Origin of the sequence: Hyphomicrobium sp. MC8b (assembly GCF_905067615.1) — a bacterium.
Lineage (GTDB): Bacteria > Pseudomonadota > Alphaproteobacteria > Rhizobiales > Hyphomicrobiaceae > Hyphomicrobium_B.
On record NZ_LR898465.1, the window covers coordinates 3,930,935 to 3,946,311 of the forward strand.

16 protein-coding genes are annotated in these 15,377 nt (G+C 60.8%); 6 read left to right on the forward strand and 10 right to left on the reverse strand.

All coding sequences use genetic code 11. From position 1 onward, the window contains the following. Positions 1 to 14: 14 nt before the first annotated feature. The 6 genes from ACLB1Z_RS18810 to ACLB1Z_RS18835 form a co-directional block, all read right to left on the reverse strand. A complete protein-coding gene (locus ACLB1Z_RS18810) occupies positions 15 to 524 on the reverse strand; it encodes a hypothetical protein (RefSeq protein ID WP_409561207.1) in 510 nt (169 codons plus the stop codon). Next, on the reverse strand, positions 521 to 1,468 hold the full coding sequence (locus ACLB1Z_RS18815) for a glycine--tRNA ligase subunit alpha (protein ID WP_409561208.1): 948 nt from the start codon (positions 1,466 to 1,468) through the stop codon (positions 521 to 523). The genes ACLB1Z_RS18810 and ACLB1Z_RS18815 overlap by 4 nt, the downstream gene beginning before the upstream one ends. A 185-nt stretch (positions 1,469 to 1,653) precedes the next feature. Beyond that, on the reverse strand, positions 1,654 to 1,860 hold the full coding sequence (locus ACLB1Z_RS18820) for a hypothetical protein (RefSeq protein WP_409561209.1): 207 nt from the start codon (positions 1,858 to 1,860) through the stop codon (positions 1,654 to 1,656). An 18-nt stretch (positions 1,861 to 1,878) separates the two neighbouring features. Then, a complete protein-coding gene (locus ACLB1Z_RS18825) occupies positions 1,879 to 2,712 on the reverse strand; it encodes a S49 family peptidase (protein ID WP_409561210.1) in 834 nt (277 codons plus the stop codon). A 93-nt stretch (positions 2,713 to 2,805) separates the two neighbouring features. Continuing rightward, complete coding sequence (locus ACLB1Z_RS18830) at positions 2,806 to 3,609, reverse strand: tRNA1(Val) (adenine(37)-N6)-methyltransferase (RefSeq protein WP_409561211.1); 804 nt, start codon at positions 3,607 to 3,609, stop codon at positions 2,806 to 2,808. Further along, positions 3,596 to 3,829: a DUF2007 domain-containing protein gene (locus tag ACLB1Z_RS18835; RefSeq protein ID WP_024276492.1), complete on the reverse strand. Its 234-nt coding sequence runs from the start codon at positions 3,827 to 3,829 to the stop codon at positions 3,596 to 3,598. The genes ACLB1Z_RS18830 and ACLB1Z_RS18835 overlap by 14 nt, the downstream gene beginning before the upstream one ends. A gap of 103 nt (positions 3,830 to 3,932) precedes the next feature. Here ACLB1Z_RS18835 and ACLB1Z_RS18840 point away from each other — a divergent pair, with 103 nt between their 5' ends. Next, positions 3,933 to 4,949, forward strand: coding sequence for a polyprenyl synthetase family protein (locus tag ACLB1Z_RS18840; RefSeq protein ID WP_013949744.1), 1,017 nt, complete (start codon positions 3,933 to 3,935; stop codon positions 4,947 to 4,949). Between the two features lie 30 nt (positions 4,950 to 4,979). Here ACLB1Z_RS18840 and ACLB1Z_RS18845 read toward each other — a convergent pair whose 3' ends face one another. The 3 genes from ACLB1Z_RS18845 to ACLB1Z_RS18855 form a co-directional block, all read right to left on the reverse strand. Further along, positions 4,980 to 5,846: a 4-(cytidine 5'-diphospho)-2-C-methyl-D-erythritol kinase gene (locus tag ACLB1Z_RS18845; protein ID WP_409561212.1), complete on the reverse strand. Its 867-nt coding sequence runs from the start codon at positions 5,844 to 5,846 to the stop codon at positions 4,980 to 4,982. 67 nt (positions 5,847 to 5,913) lie between these two features. Beyond that, positions 5,914 to 7,728, reverse strand: a complete 1,815-nt coding sequence (locus ACLB1Z_RS18850; protein ID WP_409561213.1) for a tetratricopeptide repeat protein — start codon at positions 7,726 to 7,728, stop codon at positions 5,914 to 5,916. 241 nt (positions 7,729 to 7,969) lie between these two features. After that, positions 7,970 to 9,652: an electron transfer flavoprotein-ubiquinone oxidoreductase gene (locus tag ACLB1Z_RS18855; protein WP_409561214.1), complete on the reverse strand. Its 1,683-nt coding sequence runs from the start codon at positions 9,650 to 9,652 to the stop codon at positions 7,970 to 7,972. Positions 9,653 to 9,791: 139 nt separating this feature from the next. On the opposite strand from ACLB1Z_RS18855, the gene ACLB1Z_RS18860 reads away from it, so the two are divergent. Further along, positions 9,792 to 10,670 carry a uracil-DNA glycosylase gene (locus tag ACLB1Z_RS18860; protein WP_409561215.1) on the forward strand — a complete coding sequence of 293 codons (879 nt, stop codon included), beginning with the start codon at positions 9,792 to 9,794 and terminating at the stop codon, positions 10,668 to 10,670. Positions 10,671 to 10,690: 20 nt separating this feature from the next. Beyond that, positions 10,691 to 11,233 (forward strand): molybdenum cofactor biosynthesis protein B, encoded by a 543-nt coding sequence (moaB, locus tag ACLB1Z_RS18865; RefSeq protein WP_409561216.1) that lies wholly within the window; start codon positions 10,691 to 10,693, stop codon positions 11,231 to 11,233. Positions 11,234 to 11,244: 11 nt separating this feature from the next. On the opposite strand, the gene ACLB1Z_RS18870 is transcribed toward moaB, so the two are convergent. Further along, positions 11,245 to 11,952: a TIGR04283 family arsenosugar biosynthesis glycosyltransferase gene (locus ACLB1Z_RS18870; protein WP_013949750.1), complete on the reverse strand. Its 708-nt coding sequence runs from the start codon at positions 11,950 to 11,952 to the stop codon at positions 11,245 to 11,247. Between the two features lie 153 nt (positions 11,953 to 12,105). Here ACLB1Z_RS18870 and ACLB1Z_RS18875 point away from each other — a divergent pair, with 153 nt between their 5' ends. The 3 genes from ACLB1Z_RS18875 (at position 12,106) to ACLB1Z_RS18885 (ending at position 15,181) form a co-directional block, all read left to right on the forward strand. Beyond that, positions 12,106 to 13,218, forward strand: a complete 1,113-nt coding sequence (locus ACLB1Z_RS18875) for a PA0069 family radical SAM protein (protein ID WP_409561217.1) — start codon at positions 12,106 to 12,108, stop codon at positions 13,216 to 13,218. Positions 13,219 to 13,250: 32 nt separating this feature from the next. Next, positions 13,251 to 13,892: a ribonuclease HII gene (locus tag ACLB1Z_RS18880; RefSeq protein ID WP_409561218.1), complete on the forward strand. Its 642-nt coding sequence runs from the start codon at positions 13,251 to 13,253 to the stop codon at positions 13,890 to 13,892. Positions 13,893 to 14,065: 173 nt separating this feature from the next. Next, positions 14,066 to 15,181, forward strand: coding sequence for a site-specific DNA-methyltransferase (locus ACLB1Z_RS18885; protein WP_409561219.1), 1,116 nt, complete (start codon positions 14,066 to 14,068; stop codon positions 15,179 to 15,181). The last annotated feature ends 196 nt before the right edge of the window (positions 15,182 to 15,377 follow it).

Sequence of the window (15,377 nt, forward strand, 5' to 3'; positions counted from 1 at the left end):
GGAGAGCGGTTGCGTTATGGGTTCGTCGGCGCCGGAGCAGGAGCTGCAGGCGGCGTCGTGGATTCTTCCGGTTTGCTTTCCGGAGCGGGTGCGGTTTCCGGTGCAGCAGGCGCCGGTTCCGTCGTCGACGGCGTTGACGGCGTCGCTTCCGGTGCAGGCGTTGCGGGTGGCGTTGCCGGTGTCGATTCCGCCGCCGGAGGTGTCGGAGCAGGCTCCGCAGCGGGTGGTGTCGCCGGAGGTGTCGGAGCAGGCTCTGCCGGTGGCGGGAGCGCCTTCATCGCCCCGCCTTCGGCGGGCTCGGCTTCTTCAGCTTTTTTGTGCTCCGGGATCATGCCAGCGGGCAGCGCTACGCGCACCTGGTGGCCGATATCCTTTATTGCGCCAGTCGTGTGCAGATAGCCGATGCCAACGGCAACGAGCGCAACGAAAAATGCGAAAACCCAAGGCAGCCGTCGAAGAGCGAAGAAGCCGATAATGATCAGCGGCACGGCTAAAGCGATTATCCCAAGCGTGGTGTCGTTCATGCGCGTCCTCCTTCTGTCTTTAGCCAGGCGCCGCAGCAGGCTTTCGCCAACTCGCGGACGCGCAGGATGTAGCTCTGACGCTCCGTGACCGAGATCACGCCGCGAGCGTCGAGCAGGTTGAAGATGTGGCTCGCCTTGATGCACTGATCGTAGGCGGGGAGCGCGAGCAAGTGCTCCTCACCATTCTTGGCGCCGGCCTCAAGCAAGGCCACGCATTCGGCTTCGGCGTCTTTGAAATGGCGGAGCAGCGCCTCGGTGTTAGCGTGCTCGAAGTTGTAGCGGGAGTACTCGCGCTCGGCCTGCAGGAAGACATCGCCGTAGGTCAGGCGCTTATCGTCATCGCGGCCGTTGAAGTTCAGATCGAAGACGCGGTCGACGCCCTGAACGTACATGGCGAGGCGCTCAAGGCCGTAGGTAATTTCACCTGCTACGGGATTGCAGTCGAAGCCGCCGACCTGCTGGAAGTATGTGAACTGCGAAACTTCCATGCCGTTGCACCAGACTTCCCAGCCGAGACCCCAGGCGCCGAGCGTCGGGCTTTCCCAGTCGTCCTCGACAAAGCGAATGTCGTTCAGCGCAGTGTCGATGCCGATGGCGTCGAGGCTCGCGAGGTAGAGCTCCTGCATATTCGCAGGCGACGGCTTCATGATGACCTGGAACTGGTAATAGTGCTGGAGCCGGTTGGGATTTTCGCCGTAGCGGCCGTCTTTCGGACGGCGCGAAGGCTGGACGTATGCCGCCGACCAGGGCTTCGGCCCGAGCGAGCGCAGCGTCGTTGCCGGATGAAAGGTGCCGGCGCCAACTTCCATGTCGTAGGGCTGGAGGATGACGCAGCCTTCGGCGCTCCAGAAGCTTTGCAGGGTCAGGATCAGGTCCTGGAAGGCAGCTTTAGGGCGCAACGCGGGAAGGCGTCCGGCTTTCGTTGCAACCGACGTCTGGGGCATGTCTTTTGGCTCATTCCGGCTGAGTTTTCGGCCGCAATATACGCGTTAAGGGTCCCTTGTCACGCATCGCTGAGGCGATTTTACGGGCTTGCCGGTCGAAAGACGGACACAGACAGTGCGGCGCCAAGAATGCTGCGGTGCCACGCCAAGGGCCGGAAACGCGATAGTGGAGGGTAACAGAGCCTTTAATTGTCGCGCTGCTGGCGGGGGCGATAAACGCCAGCCGTTTCATCCCATTCGAGATTGCCGAGGTCGCGGACTGGCGCGGTGGCGCGGCGCATGCGGGCCTCCTGCTCGCGTACGGCTTGGCCTTGGCGAGCCAGAGCAGACAACAAACGGTATCCGGCCAGACCGGCAGCACCGACAACCGCTAGAAATATAACTGGGGGCATTGCTCGGCCCTCCGGGCCCTAAATCCCAAAGCGCGACCAGAGCGTGCGCGCTTCGATAGCCGACACCAGATCGTCGGCAAAAGCAAGACCGCCATCGCCTAGGCCGGATGCGCCAGGCACACGGCGGAGGCGCGACAAAAGCCCTGCACGGTCCGGCTCGACGACCTTGAGCCGCACCTTGCTTCCGAACACCTCGTGCATCTTCGAACGGACGTCTGTTATGCCGTCGATGAGGCCAAATTCAACCGCTTTGGCCGCCGACCAGAATGCGCCGGAAAAAAGCTCGTCGTCTGGGGCTTTGAGTTTGCCGACGCGACGTTCCTTGACGAGGCCGATGAAGACGTCGTGCACGTCCTTCTGAATGGCCTTCAGGCGCGCGATGTCATCTTGATCTTCGGGCAGGAAAGGATCGAGTTGGTTTTTGTTGGCTCCGGCCGTGTAGACGCGGCGTTCGACACCCATCCGGTCGATCAGTTCGACGAAGCCGAAGCTGCGCGATACGACGCCGATGGAGCCCACGATCGAGGATGGGTCGGCATAGATTTCATCGCCTGCGATGGCGAGAAAGTATCCGCCCGATGCCGCGACGTCTTCGCAGAAAACATAGATTTTCTTGTCTTTTTCGGCAGCCAACTGACGAAGACGCTTGAAGATCAGGTTGGACTGCACCGGCGATCCGCCCGGCGAATTGATGACCACCGCAACACCCGGAAGCTTCGACAGTGAGAATGCCTTGTCGATGGCGGTGGCATAGCTCGCAAGCGACAGTCCAGGCCGTAGCGGCGTCGCCATGCCGATCGGGCCGCTGAAGCGAAGAACTGGAACGACGGGCGTGCGCGAAAACGGCCACATAAATTCAAACTCCTGCGGGCGATTTTGGGAGGATTGGTTTGCGCGACATGAAGAGCGGATTGTCTAGTGCAATCACGGACCTGCTGCCAGTGGCTATCGGCCGCCAATTTGCGACGGCAGCGCTGCGCCGTGGCGAAAAACGGCTTCGATTTCAGGCAGGAACGCCTGATCGGGTCCATGCAGCACGAGTCCTGGTTTGATCGAGATCGGGGCGCGGCTGCCCTTGATGCCGGAAACGATCACACGGATGGCCGGTTCGTCCGCACGCGCATAAATGGGCAAGATGTTCACGCCGCCAAACCGGCCTTCGAAAGCCGAGAGAATGCGCGGCAGCGCCTCCACTTTATGGATCATCGCGGCGCGGCCTCCGGGAGCGGCCATGCGATTCATGAACCGCGCCCAGATTTCCAGCGCGTCCTGGGGCATCTGATGGGAGGCGGCGCGAAGATGGTTTCCCGCCGTGGTACTGCGTCCGGCTTCGTGATAGGGCGGGTTGGCGAGCACAAAGGCGAATGTTTCGGACGCAATTCCGGCGGCATCCAACGCACCTGTTGCGCGCGAAATGTCCGTTTCGACAACCGATACGCGTGCACTCAAGTTGTTGTGGTCAACATTGTGGCGGGCAAGCGCCGCTAGTTTTGGCTCGCGTTCGAGCAGGACGACCCTGGCGCCGGGACAACGTGCCGCCACGCACAGCCCGACGACGCCGACCCCCGAGCCGACGTCCAATACTGTCTCTTCACCGACCAGTTCCGGAGCCAAGATGGCGGCCAGCAGCACCGCGTCGGTCCCGGCGCGATAGCCGCTTCGCGGCTGACGTACAGTCAACGCATCGCCAAGAAACAGGTCCTCACTGACATTTTCGATTTGCGGCAGATCCGTCTCAAGCACGCTCATGGTCCACGACCCATTCACCAAGTCCGGCCTCCCTCAGAACCCGGCTTGCCTTGTTCCAATCGTCGTCCGTGACGACAAGACGTCGCGGGAATGCTCCGATTGACCCTTCCATCAAGCTCATATTTCGATCAAATATGACCGCTTCGATGCCCTGACCTGCGAGCAGAGCCTCGACATAACTGATAAGCACAAGGTCGTTCGTCAAAATTAACTCGCGCATGGCAATTCCCAAAATGAACGATAATTTTTGCCACGCCCGATGCCGCGTGACGGTCTAAAGACGACTGCCTATATTAGCATGGTCTAGAACATTGGGGGCCACCTTGGGTCGCGTAATACCGCTCGAAGACGTCCGCGAAACGAGCCAGAAGCTGCAGCCGCTTCTCGATCTCGTGGCCGATGACATGGAAGCGATCAATCGCATCATCCTCGACAAGGCCGTGTCCGATGTCGACATGATCCCGGAACTCGCGCACCACCTGATCGACAGCGGCGGCAAGCGGCTGCGGCCGATGCTGGCGCTCGCGGCGGCGAAACTGTGTGGCTACACGGGCAACGGCCACATCCGCACGGCGTCGGCCGTCGAATTCATGCACACAGCAACGCTGCTGCATGACGACGTCGTCGATGAAAGCGCGACGCGGCGCGGACGCAAGACCGCGCGGATGATCTGGGGCAACCAGGCGAGCGTGCTCGTCGGCGATTTTCTGCTCGGCCAGGCTTTCAAGATGTTCGTCGACGTCGGATCGCTTTCGGTGCTGCGCATCATGTCGAATGCCGCGGCGACGATTGCCGAAGGCGAAGTGATGCAGCTTGCGGCGGCGAAGAATACGTCGACGACGGAAGACGACTACCTCACGATCATCAATTCCAAGACGGCGGCGCTCTTCTCGGCGGCGGCGGAGTCCGGTGCGGCACTGACGCAGCGACCTACCGAAGAGCAGGCGGCGCTGCGATCATACGGCAAAAATCTCGGGCTGGCGTTCCAGCTCGTCGATGACGCGCTCGACTATGCAGGGGACAGCACGCGGCTCGGCAAGTCGGTCGGCGACGATTTCCGCGAAGGCAAGATCACACTGCCCGTCATCCTGTCGTTCCGGCGGGGATCGAACGACGAGCGACAATTCTGGAACCGGACGATTGCCGAGGGCAACATCACGGACGGCGACCTGGAGCATGCGATCAGCCTGATGCGCCGTCACAAGGCGATCGAGGCGACATTCGAGCGGGCGCGTTCGTATGGCGCGATTGCGCGTGACGCGCTGGCGATCTTCCCGGAAAGCCGCGAAAAAGACGCGCTCGAACAAGTCATCGAGTTCTGTATCGGCCGTTCACACTGATCGGTGCTCGAACGCGGCGGCCAATGGCCTTCAAGTCAACCTTGAGGCTGCGATCCACCAGTTTGGCTGGCGCGTCTTGAGCATGCGCGCGCCCGTCTGTGCTGCGGCTTCGGATTCGAACAGAGCGAAACACGTCGGGCCGGCGCCGGACAATTGCGCGACCCGCGACCGCGGCAGCTTCGCGAGTTCCGACAGCACGTTAATGATTTCGGGAAAAAGCTGGCGCGCAGGCGCTTCGAGTGAGTTGCCGCGCAATGCCGCGTAACGGATCACGTCGCCGATGCTTGAGAACACAGGCGGGTTTTCCGGCGCCAGATCGGCGGGCAATGGCCCGGCATTGAGAAGGCGGAAAACTTCGGACGTCTTCTTGGCGGGTACCTCAACGAGAGGATTGGCGAACACTGCGTAAAGCTCGGCCGGCAGGACGATATCGGCGATGTTCTCGCCGGTTCCCGTCATCACGGCGCTTTGGCTTTTCAGACAGACCGGAACGTCGGCGCCAAGTGCGCGCGCGATGTCAGTAAGATCACGCGATACCAAGTCGGAACGGCTGGCACTGAGAAGGCGGAGCGCCGCGGCCGCGTCTGCCGATCCGCCACCAATGCCGCTCGCGACAGGGAGATTTTTCTCCAATGTCAGACGACCGGCGACGAAATCCGGCACCAAGCGCGAGATCGCTGCGACGGCCTCATCGACAAGATTGGCGTCGCCGAGGCCAGCTGCGAACGGTCCGGTAATTTCGGTTTTAGACGTAGGGCCAGCTTCGCGCGTCAGGCGATCGCCGACGTCGGCCGCAAAGGCGACGAGGCTGCGCAGCTCATGATAGCCATCCGACCGGCGCCCTAAGACTTCAAGCGTTAGGTTGATCTTGGCTGGTGCGAATTCCAATTTCGACATGCATTCCACGATACGAAAACGGGCGCTCAAGCGCCCGTCTTCTACAATTAATATTGACGCGCAGTTACTACTCAACTGCTCGGCCGGAAGTTCCGGTCTTGTTTTCGCTGCGTCGGCGTAATGTCTCGGTTTGAACCTGACGCGTCTTGCCAGAAGCGTTGGCTTCGCCCTTCGCATCCAGACCACGTTCAAGCTTGGCCTTGATCTTGTCGACGTCCTCCGGCTCCGGGTCAAGCGACAAAGCCTGCGCCCACTGGAAGCGCGCTTCGCGCTCGCGGCCGACCTTCCAGAAGGCATCGCCCAGATGATCGTTCAGGGTCGGATCTTCCGGCTTAATCTCAACGGCGCGCTCTAGATAGCGGACAGCTTCCTTGAAGTTGCCTTGCTTGTAGTGCGCCCAGCCAAGACTATCGACGATGTAGCCATCATCCGGCTTGAGTTGCACGGCCTTCTCGATCAGGCGCGTGCCCTCTTTCAGGTTTTTGCCCTGATCGACCCAGGAGTAGCCGAGATAGTTCAGAACAAGAGGCTGATCGGGCGCGAGCGCCAACGCACGCTTCAAATCCGCTTCAGCGGCGGGCCAATTCTTCAGCCGCTCATAGGATGTGCCGCGGGCATAGAAGTAGCCCCAATTGCGCGGGTCGGATTTGTTGATGACCTTGAGCGCCTTGGTGAAATACGTGACGGCGCCGGCATAATCCTTGCGCGCACGCATGATGTTGCCGAGCGCTTCCAACGGCCGAACGTCTTTCGGATTTTCCTCGGACAGCTTGACCAAAATTGCCTTGGCCTCGTCCGTCTTGTCGAGCGAGTTCAGATCGAACGCACGGCGAATGTCGATCGCGCTCTGGAGCGGCGTGCCTTTGGGGATCTTGTCGTACGTTTGCAGCGCCTCGTCGTAGCGCTTCACAGCTTCCTGCGCGTTGGCGAGCGCAGCGAGTGCAAAGATGTGATCGGGCTTGGCGTCGAGCGCGAGCTGGAGATAAATCGTGCCCAGACTTACGCCGCCCTCACCGGCCAGGGCTTCGCCCAGGCCATAGAAGACTTCCGATAGGCCGTCGGTCGCATTGGCGATGAGAAACGGCGGTTTCTTTTTCTGCTTGATCGTATCCAGCATCTCCTTGGCGAGGGGATGTGGGTCGCCCTGGCTCTTGGCGAGCTGTTTATTGATGACCATGCGCGCCGTTTTGAAGTCGCCGTAATGGGCCGCCGACTGAGCATATGCGAGCGACGTTCTGAGCGTGCGGCTGTCCTGACGGAAAACCTTTTCATACGATGCGCGCGCGATAGCTTTGCGGCCGGCGATATCGGCGATCAGCGCACGGTGATAGCGCAGATAGAACTGCGCCCAGTCCGGCTGCTTGGGAAGATCGAGCGCCTTCAACGCGCCGTCCGTATCTCCGGCGGCGAGACGCGTCCAGCCGATGGCAATTGCGCTGGTGAGTTCGCCAATCGGGTTTTCGGATGCTGCTGCGAAACGCTCCTCGGCTTTCTTGTAGTCACCGGCCTTGAACGCAGTGACGCCGAGAAGGAACTGCGACATGCGATGCGAGCCCTGCGAGGCAGAAAGTTGCTCCGCAAGCGGGATCGCTTTCGGCCAGTCGCCGGACATCGTTTCCATCTGGAAGGCCTGCTCGAGCAGCACCTCGTTGTCCGGATCACGCTCAAGGGCGCGGCCGTAAAATTCAGCGGCTTCTTCGGTGTCCTGCGCGGCGCGCGCGAAACGTCCCGCGAGGTAGTTGCCGAGAATGGAATTTGAAACTTCGTCCTGACCAGGTTCCTGGTCTTGCGAGCGGGCCGGAGCCTCGCTGAAAAACCCGGCAACCGTCAGAGCGACCGCTACTAGGCATACACTCAGCCCACGCCCGAGGAGTCCCCGCATCGACTTTTTCCCTTTGCTGCCGGAAGCCAATTCGATTCCTGCGGCGGCGAGCCTAGCAAAGATATCGCAAGCTTGGCGACAAGCTTTACGTGAAAAATAAGACATGAGCCGAAATTGCTAACTGTTATCAACCGTCAACGCCTATCGGCATAACGCTCAGCCAGCGCAGCAATTAAGCCCCCGCATGCTGGAACGGCGCCGAATTTTCGGACGCAGGATTACCAGCATTTGAACTACATCGTCACATTCCGGCGTAATTTGGCCCGCCGCCACCTTCGGGGCACGTCCAATTGATATTTTGGCTTGGGTCTTTGATGTCGCAGGTTTTGCAATGGACGCAATTCTGCGCGTTGATCTGGAATCGCGGCTCGCCGCCATCTCCTTGTACGATCTCATAAACGGCGGCAGGGCAATAGCGCTGCGCGGGCTCTGCGTATTCCGGCAGATTGACTGCAATCGGCACGGTCGGATCGAGAAGCTTCAAGTGAACCGGCTGATCTTCTTCGTGATTGGTCGCCGAGAATGATACGTTCGTCAGCCGATCGAAGGTCAATCTGCCGTCGGGCTTGGGATAGGCGATCGGCTTGAAATTCTTGGCCTTGCCTGTCGCCAAAGCGTCGTTCTTGCCGTGCTTTAACGTGAAGCCGAGGCCGACGCCGGAAATGATGGTGTTGAGCCAAAGATCCGTGCCGCCCAGCAGCACGCCGAGCACCGTTCCAAAGCGGGACCAGAACGGCTTCATATTGCGTACGCGCTTCAGATCGCGCGCGATGTCGCCAGTGCGGACCTCGTTCTCGTAGGCATCGAGTTTGTCATGTGCGCGGCCTGCCGCGATCGCGGCCGTGACGGCATCTGCTGCAGCGATGCCGGACAGGATCGCGTTGTGGCTGCCTTTGATGCGCGGCAGGTTGACCATGCCGGCTGCACAGCCCAGAAGCGCGCCGCCCGGAAAGACGAGATCGGGCAGCGATTGCCAGCCGCCTTCCGTAATTGCGCGCGCGCCATAGCCGATCCGCTTGCCACCTTCGAATGTTTCGCGAATGGCGGGATGTGTCTTGAAGCGCTGGAACTCTTCATACGGCGAGAGGTAAGGGTTCGCATAGTTCAAGTGAACGACGAAGCCGACCGCGACGAGATTTTCGCCGTAGTGATAAAGGAAAGATCCGCCACCGGTCTTGTTGTCGAGGGGCCAGCCGAACGAGTGCTGAACGTAGCCCGGCCGATGTTTCTCCGGCGCGACCTGCCACAGTTCCTTTAGGCCGATGCCGTACTTCTGTGGCTCATGATCGTTGGCGAGGTCGAAATGGCGGATGAGGTCCTTGGCCAGCGATCCGCGCGCGCCTTCCGCGATCAAGGTGTACTTGCCGCGCAGTTCCATGCCGCGCACGAAACTGTCCTTCGGCTCACCATCCCGGCCGACGCCCATATCGCCCGTCGCGATGCCGACGACAGCGCCTTTCTCATCATAGAGCACTTCGCTCGCAGCAAAGCCCGGATAGATCTCGACGCCCAGTTCCGCCGCCTGATCGCCAAGCCATTTGCACAGTGCACCGAGGCTGACGATGTAGTTGCCGTGGTTGTGCATCAGCGGCGGCATCGGCCAGTTCGGCAGGCGCAATTTGCCCGCGGGACCAAGGACCAAGAACACGTCTTCCGTAACGGGCGTTTCAACGGGCGCGCCGCGCTCTTTCCAATCGGGGATGAGACGATTGAGACCAATCGGGTCGATGACGGCGCCGGACAGAATATGGGCACCGATCTCGGAGCCTTTCTCGACCACCATGACGGAGATATCAGACCCCGTTTCGGCCGCTTTCTGCTTCAAGCGGATCGCTGCGGCCAGCCCGGCAGGGCCAGCGCCCACGATCACTACGTCGAAGTCCATTGCCTCGCGGGCCGGCAGGTCGGCGGCGTCAACGGCCATCATCACCTCTTTTGGATGTTCGAAAGTCCATCGGTTTCGATTAGGTTGCGGGAGGGAAAGCGTCAAGTTGACCAATAACGCGCCACAGTCTGTTGCCGATGCGTGCAATTGACGGCGCGCATCTTTATTGTCGGCCCCAATGACGAACTCTTACGATAAAGACGAAATGCTGGCGCTGCTCGATTGGTTTCAAGCCATGGGCGTCGATGCGGCCGTTGGCGAAACGGCGCACGACTGGCTGGCGCGCGGAGACGAGGCGCCAGGGGCCGGTTTTTCGTGGCCGGAACGCGACGCGCCGGAGCGTGAAAAGGCCGCGCCGACCGCCCGTCCGGCAGCACCGTCACAATCGGCGCGACAAGGGCCCGCGCGAAGTGCGCCGGGGCTCGATCCGAGCCGACCACGCGCCGCGACGCCGCTCGGCGCCAGCGAAGCTGAAACGGGCGCCCGCCGCATCGCGCGCGCCGTGACATCGCTTGAAGGGCTGGAAGCAGCGCTGCAGGCTTTCGACGGCTGCGGCCTCAAATCGACGGCAACGAAGCTGTGCTTCTATCGCGGCGCGCCGCAGGCTGACATTATGTTCATCGGCGAAGCACCCGGACGCGACGAGGATTTGGCAGGTAAGCCGTTCGTCGGGCGTGCGGGGCAATTGCTCGACAAGATGCTTGCCGCAATCGGGCTGTCTGAAGGTGACGTGCACATCACCAATATCGTCTATTGGCGGCCGCCGGGAAACCGCACGCCGACGCCACAGGAAGCGCTCTCCTGCCGGCCGTTTCTCGACCGGCAGATCGAGCTTGTCGCGCCCAAGATGCTGGTCGCCGTGGGCGGCGCGGCGGCGAAGGAAGTGATTGGCGCAACGGAAGGCATCATGCGGCTTCGGGGCAAGTGGCGCGAGGTTAAAGTCGGGGAGCGAAAAATCCCGGCTATCGCCACGTTGCATCCGGCATATCTGCTGCGAACGCCTGCCGCCAAGCAGCTCGCGTGGATGGATCTGCTACAAATCAAGTCGAAGCTTTAGACAACACAACGAGGCTTGCCATGGCCGGCATCGACGCCGAACGCCAATTCGTTCCAATCCGCATCGCAATCCTGACGATGTCGGATTCCCGCACGCTCGCGGAAGATACATCTGGCGCCTATCTCGAGCGCGCCATTGGCGAAGCGGGCCACGAACTCGTGGACCGCAAGCTTGCGAAAGATGACAAGGCGCAGATCCGCGGCATCGTGGAGGGATGGATCAATGACGCGTCCGTCGATTGCGTCATCACCACGGGCGGCACCGGGTTCACGGGACGGGATGTTACGCCGGAAGCGGTGAAGCCGTTGTTTGAGAAGGAGATCGAAGGGTTCGCGATCCTGTTTCACATGCTGTCGTATCAGAAGGTCGGCACGTCGACGATCCAGTCGCGCGCGTGCGGGGGCGTGGCGCGCGGGACCTATATTTTCTGTCTGCCCGGCTCGACGGGCGCATGCAAAGACGCCTGGGAAGGCATCCTGAAGCTCCAGCTCGATATGCGCCACAGGCCGTGCAATTTCATCGAAATCCTGCCGCGGCTCGAAGAGCATCGCACGTCGGCGTGAGACGGGCGCGCTTAAGCGCCGGTTTCGACCTTGCCCTGAAGGCGCGCGATCATGCTGACCGGAATGCCTGCGCCATACAGCATGTGACAGATCTGGTTGCGGAACGATCGCGAGAGATACCCGTCGCGCCGATAACGCTCCGCCGACGTCACGGCATTGGCATCGAGAATCGTGAGGCGGCGGCGTCCGATACGGCGCGCCAAGTCCAGATCTTCCATGATCGGCAAATTGCGGTAGCCGCCGACGTCATCGAACAGGCGGCGCGGGATCAGCAGGCCCTGATCGCCATACGGTACGCGCAGGAGCTTGCAGCGCAACTGAACGACCAGTTCGAGCAGCCGCGGTGCCAGACCCTTGTCATCGAGGCGGAACGTGAAGGCGCCCGCGGCCATCGACCGTTCGCCGAAATCGACCCGGCGCATGAACGACGTTGCGCTGCGTTCCCAGCCGTCTTCCAAGACGGTATCTGCATTCAAAAAAAGGAGCCAAGGAAAGCGGGCAATTTCAGCGCCTTGGGCCAACTGGCCGCCGCGTCCGGGCGCGCTCTTGACGATATCGGCCCCAGCCTGATCGGCTACCTCAGCAGTCTTGTCGGTCGACCCGCCATCGACGACGATGACCTGCTTAACGAGTCCGTCCACTGCCGCCGGAACCAGGGCAGATAGCGTCGCCGGTAACGTATGTTCAGCATTCCGAGCGGGAATGATTACTGAGATCATTCTCTTTTCCTGACACGTCAATCCGCGCACGGCAAGGCGCGCCACGTCGCGGGGCTTAACCAATCTCCATGGCACGGTTCGCTCTCCGCATGTTCTTTATTTGTTCCGCGCCGTGTGCTATTGGCTGAACATCCTCAGCAACGACCGCGAACAATGGCGCCCGACCGAGACCATCAAAACCCGCTTCCCGCCCCGCATGCCGTCGATACGGAGCGGCGGCGCGGGCGCGGCGCGCGGACGAATAAAACCGGACGGTTCGAAGCCGAGGTCCACGAAGCCTTCGACGACGGCTGGGAAAGCCTCGGCGATCTCGACGCCTTCAAGACCGAGGTGATCGAAGAAGCCGCAAAGTCGATCATCTCTCACAACGACAGCCCAGACGTTTCGTTTGAAAGCTCGATCAATCCGTATCGAGGGTGCGAGCATGGCTGCATCTATTGCTACGCACGTCCGAGCCATTGCTATCTGGGGCACTCGGCGGGGCTCGACTTCGAAACGAAGCTCTATGCCAAGCCGAACGCCGCCGCTCTGCTGGAGCGTGAGTTCAAGAAGCCGAGCTACCGACCGCACACAATTGCGCTCGGCGGCAACACCGACCCTTATCAGCCCATCGAGCGGGAGCGGCGGATTACGCGCTCGATCCTGGAGGTGATGGCGCAGACCAACCATCCGGTCGGCATCATCACGAAGTCGGCGCTGGTGGCGCGCGACATCGACCTCCTGGCACCGATGGCCGAGAAAAATCTGGCGCGCGTCGCGGTATCGATCACCACGCTCGACCGCCGCGTGGCGCGCGCGATGGAACCTAGGGCAGCAACGCCGTCAAAGCGTCTCGAAACCGTGAAGAAGCTCGCCGACGCCGGGATACCCGTCACAGTCATGGTCGCTCCGATCATTCCCGGGCTGACCGACCACGAGATCGAACCCATCCTGGAAGCGGCGCGCGAGGCCGGTGCCTGCAATGCTGGATATGTGCTTCTGCGCCTGCCGCTCGAAATCAAAGATCTCTTTCGCGAATGGCTGGCGGAAGAATTTCCAAACCGTGCCGACAGAGTCATTTCGCTTTTGCGATCGATGCACGGCGGGCGAGATTACACACCGGACTTCGGAGTGCGCCAAGTCGGGCGCGGACCATATGCGACGCAAATCGCGCTGCGCTTTCGGCTGGCCAAGAAGCGACTCGGTCTCGGCGAAGAACGAGTTGCCTTGCGAACCGATCTCTTCCTGCGTCCCGGTAACGGTGGACAACAGCTCTCCCTGCTTTGACAGCTTGATCTGCGCGATGACCAAACTGGCGAATGAAAATCGCCGATTCGCGCATCAAGCCGACGTTCGAACTCGAAGCTGCCGAACATCAGCTCGGGTTTCGGCCGATCGCGGGCGTTGACGAAGCCGGGCGCGGCCCGTGGGCGGGACCGGTCGTTGCGGCGGCCGTCATTCTTGATCCAGATAAAATTCCGGCGAACATCGACGACAGCAAAGCGCTTGATGAAGAGTCCCGCGCCTATCTCTTCAATCGCATTATGAAGGTCGCCATCGTCGGCGTCGGCGTCGCGGAGGTCGATCGCATCGATCGCGACAATATTCTTGCCGCAACGCTGTGGGCGATGGCGCAGGCCATCGGGCAACTTGCCAACGCGCCGAAGCTCGTGCTGGTTGACGGCAATAAGGCGCCGCGGGTCGCGATGACGACGCGAACCATCATCAAAGGCGACGCGAAGTGTCTGTCCATTGCGGCGGCTTCGATCATCGCGAAAGTCACACGCGACCGCATCATGGTGCAGATGGCGCGCGATTATCCGGGATACGGCTTCGAGCGTCACAAGGGTTACGGCACGCCGGAACATCAGGCTGCCATCAACAAGCTCGGTGTTTCGCCGTTACACCGGCGCTCATTCAAGCCCGTGCAGCTCGCGCTCGGCCTCGGCGCCCTCGTCTGAACGATATGTTTTCCGTAAACGGATCAGGTTGCAGATCGAATCAAAAAATATAAATTGCTTGCGCGTCTTTTGAGCGTATCCAAGCCCGATTCCCATGATGTACAAAGCTCGGCAGCCCGTTGCGTAAGTTCATGGCGGGCGCTCAGTTCATAGTAGCGTACAGGTTCGAGTTCATGGGTTCGCGTCGCGTCAAGGGCCGCTCGGAAAGCGGAAAGATTCTTATTGGTGATTGCATTGCTGAGCTAAAGAAGCTCGAAAGCTCTAGCGTCGATCTCATCTTCGCCGACCCGCCGTATAATTTGCAGCTTGCGGGCGACCTCCTCAGACCGAACAACACGAAAGTCGACGGCGTCGACGATCAGTGGGACAAATTCGACGACTTCGCCGCCTATGATTCCTTTTGCCGCGCCTGGCTTGCCGAATGCCGCCGCGTGCTGAAACCGGATGGCGCGATCTGGGTGATCGGCTCCTATCACAACATCTTCCGCCTCGGCGTCGCGATCCAGGACCTCGGCTTCTGGATTCAGAATGACGTTATCTGGCGCAAAGTGAACCCCATGCCGAACTTCCGCGGCAAACGCTTCACCAACGCGCATGAAACAATGATCTGGGCGGGCCGCGATAAGAAATCGCGCGTGACGTTCAACTACGAAAGTCTGAAAGCATCGAACGATGACGTTCAAATGCGCTCCGATTGGCTGTTTCCGATCTGCTCAGGCCCAGAGCGCCTGAAGGACGACGGTGGCCGCAAGGCGCATCCGACACAAAAGCCGGAAGCGCTGCTTCATCGCATTCTGATCGCTTCGACGAAGCCTGGCGATACGGTGCTCGATCCGTTCTTCGGCACCGGCACGACCGGCGCCGTCGCCAAGCGGCTCGGCCGCAAGTTCATCGGTATCGAGCGCGACATGGATTATGCGAAAGCGGCGGACGAGCGGATCGCGAAGGTGCGGCCGCTCGATCTCGACGCGATCGAAGCGATCCCGTCGAAGCGCAACGAGCCGCGCATTCCGTTCGGGCAGATCCTGGAACTCGGCATTCTCGAACCCGGCCGCAAGCTGTTCGATCCGCGCCGCGAAGTGCGCGCCGAAGTCCGCGCGGACGGCACGCTGTTTTATGCCGGACAGCAGGCGTCAATTCATCGGCTTGGCGCCATCGTTCAAGGCAAGTCCGCGTGCAATGGGTGGACGTTCTGGCACTACGAGGTCGAAGGCAAACTCAAGCCCATCGACGCACTCCGCTCCGAGGCTAAGCGTCAGCTCGGCTTGAATGGCCGCATGGCGATCTGAAGTCATTTGCGAGGCGACGGCGGGCGCTGTTGGCGGCCGTCGTCTCGCAGATCCGCGCAAATACGCGCGATTTAAGACATCCATAACCATGCACGACGAAATGTCCTGCCTGTCAGTTCGGCAGAAGATTTCCCAAACTCATCGACAAAAACCTCAATGTGACTATTCAGTAGTCAGCTTGCTGCAAGCCTCGGCA

Bases quoted from the DNA above. Each gene is read 5' to 3' on its own strand.
- ACLB1Z_RS18815 (WP_409561208.1), bottom strand. From the start codon at position 1,468: ATGCCCCAGACGTCGGTTGCAACGAAAGCCGGACGCCTTCCCGCGTTG.
- ACLB1Z_RS18855 (WP_409561214.1), bottom strand. From the start codon at position 9,652: ATGGCCGTTGACGCCGCCGACCTGCCGGCCCGCGAGGCAATGGACTTC.
- ACLB1Z_RS18860 (WP_409561215.1), top strand. From the start codon at position 9,792: ATGACGAACTCTTACGATAAAGACGAAATGCTGGCGCTGCTCGATTGG.
- ACLB1Z_RS18880 (WP_409561218.1), top strand. From the start codon at position 13,251: ATGAAAATCGCCGATTCGCGCATCAAGCCGACGTTCGAACTCGAAGCT.
- ACLB1Z_RS18825 (WP_409561210.1), bottom strand. From the start codon at position 2,712: ATGTGGCCGTTTTCGCGCACGCCCGTCGTTCCAGTTCTTCGCTTCAGC.
- ACLB1Z_RS18875 (WP_409561217.1), top strand. From the start codon at position 12,106: ATGGCGCCCGACCGAGACCATCAAAACCCGCTTCCCGCCCCGCATGCC.
- moaB (WP_409561216.1), top strand. From the start codon at position 10,691: ATGGCCGGCATCGACGCCGAACGCCAATTCGTTCCAATCCGCATCGCA.
- ACLB1Z_RS18850 (WP_409561213.1), bottom strand. From the start codon at position 7,728: ATGCGGGGACTCCTCGGGCGTGGGCTGAGTGTATGCCTAGTAGCGGTC.
- ACLB1Z_RS18820 (WP_409561209.1), bottom strand. From the start codon at position 1,860: ATGCCCCCAGTTATATTTCTAGCGGTTGTCGGTGCTGCCGGTCTGGCC.
- ACLB1Z_RS18845 (WP_409561212.1), bottom strand. From the start codon at position 5,846: ATGTCGAAATTGGAATTCGCACCAGCCAAGATCAACCTAACGCTTGAA.
- ACLB1Z_RS18885 (WP_409561219.1), top strand. From the start codon at position 14,066: ATGGGTTCGCGTCGCGTCAAGGGCCGCTCGGAAAGCGGAAAGATTCTT.
- ACLB1Z_RS18835 (WP_024276492.1), bottom strand. From the start codon at position 3,829: ATGCGCGAGTTAATTTTGACGAACGACCTTGTGCTTATCAGTTATGTC.
- ACLB1Z_RS18830 (WP_409561211.1), bottom strand. From the start codon at position 3,609: ATGAGCGTGCTTGAGACGGATCTGCCGCAAATCGAAAATGTCAGTGAG.
- ACLB1Z_RS18810 (WP_409561207.1), bottom strand. From the start codon at position 524: ATGAACGACACCACGCTTGGGATAATCGCTTTAGCCGTGCCGCTGATC.
- ACLB1Z_RS18870 (WP_013949750.1), bottom strand. From the start codon at position 11,952: ATGATCTCAGTAATCATTCCCGCTCGGAATGCTGAACATACGTTACCG.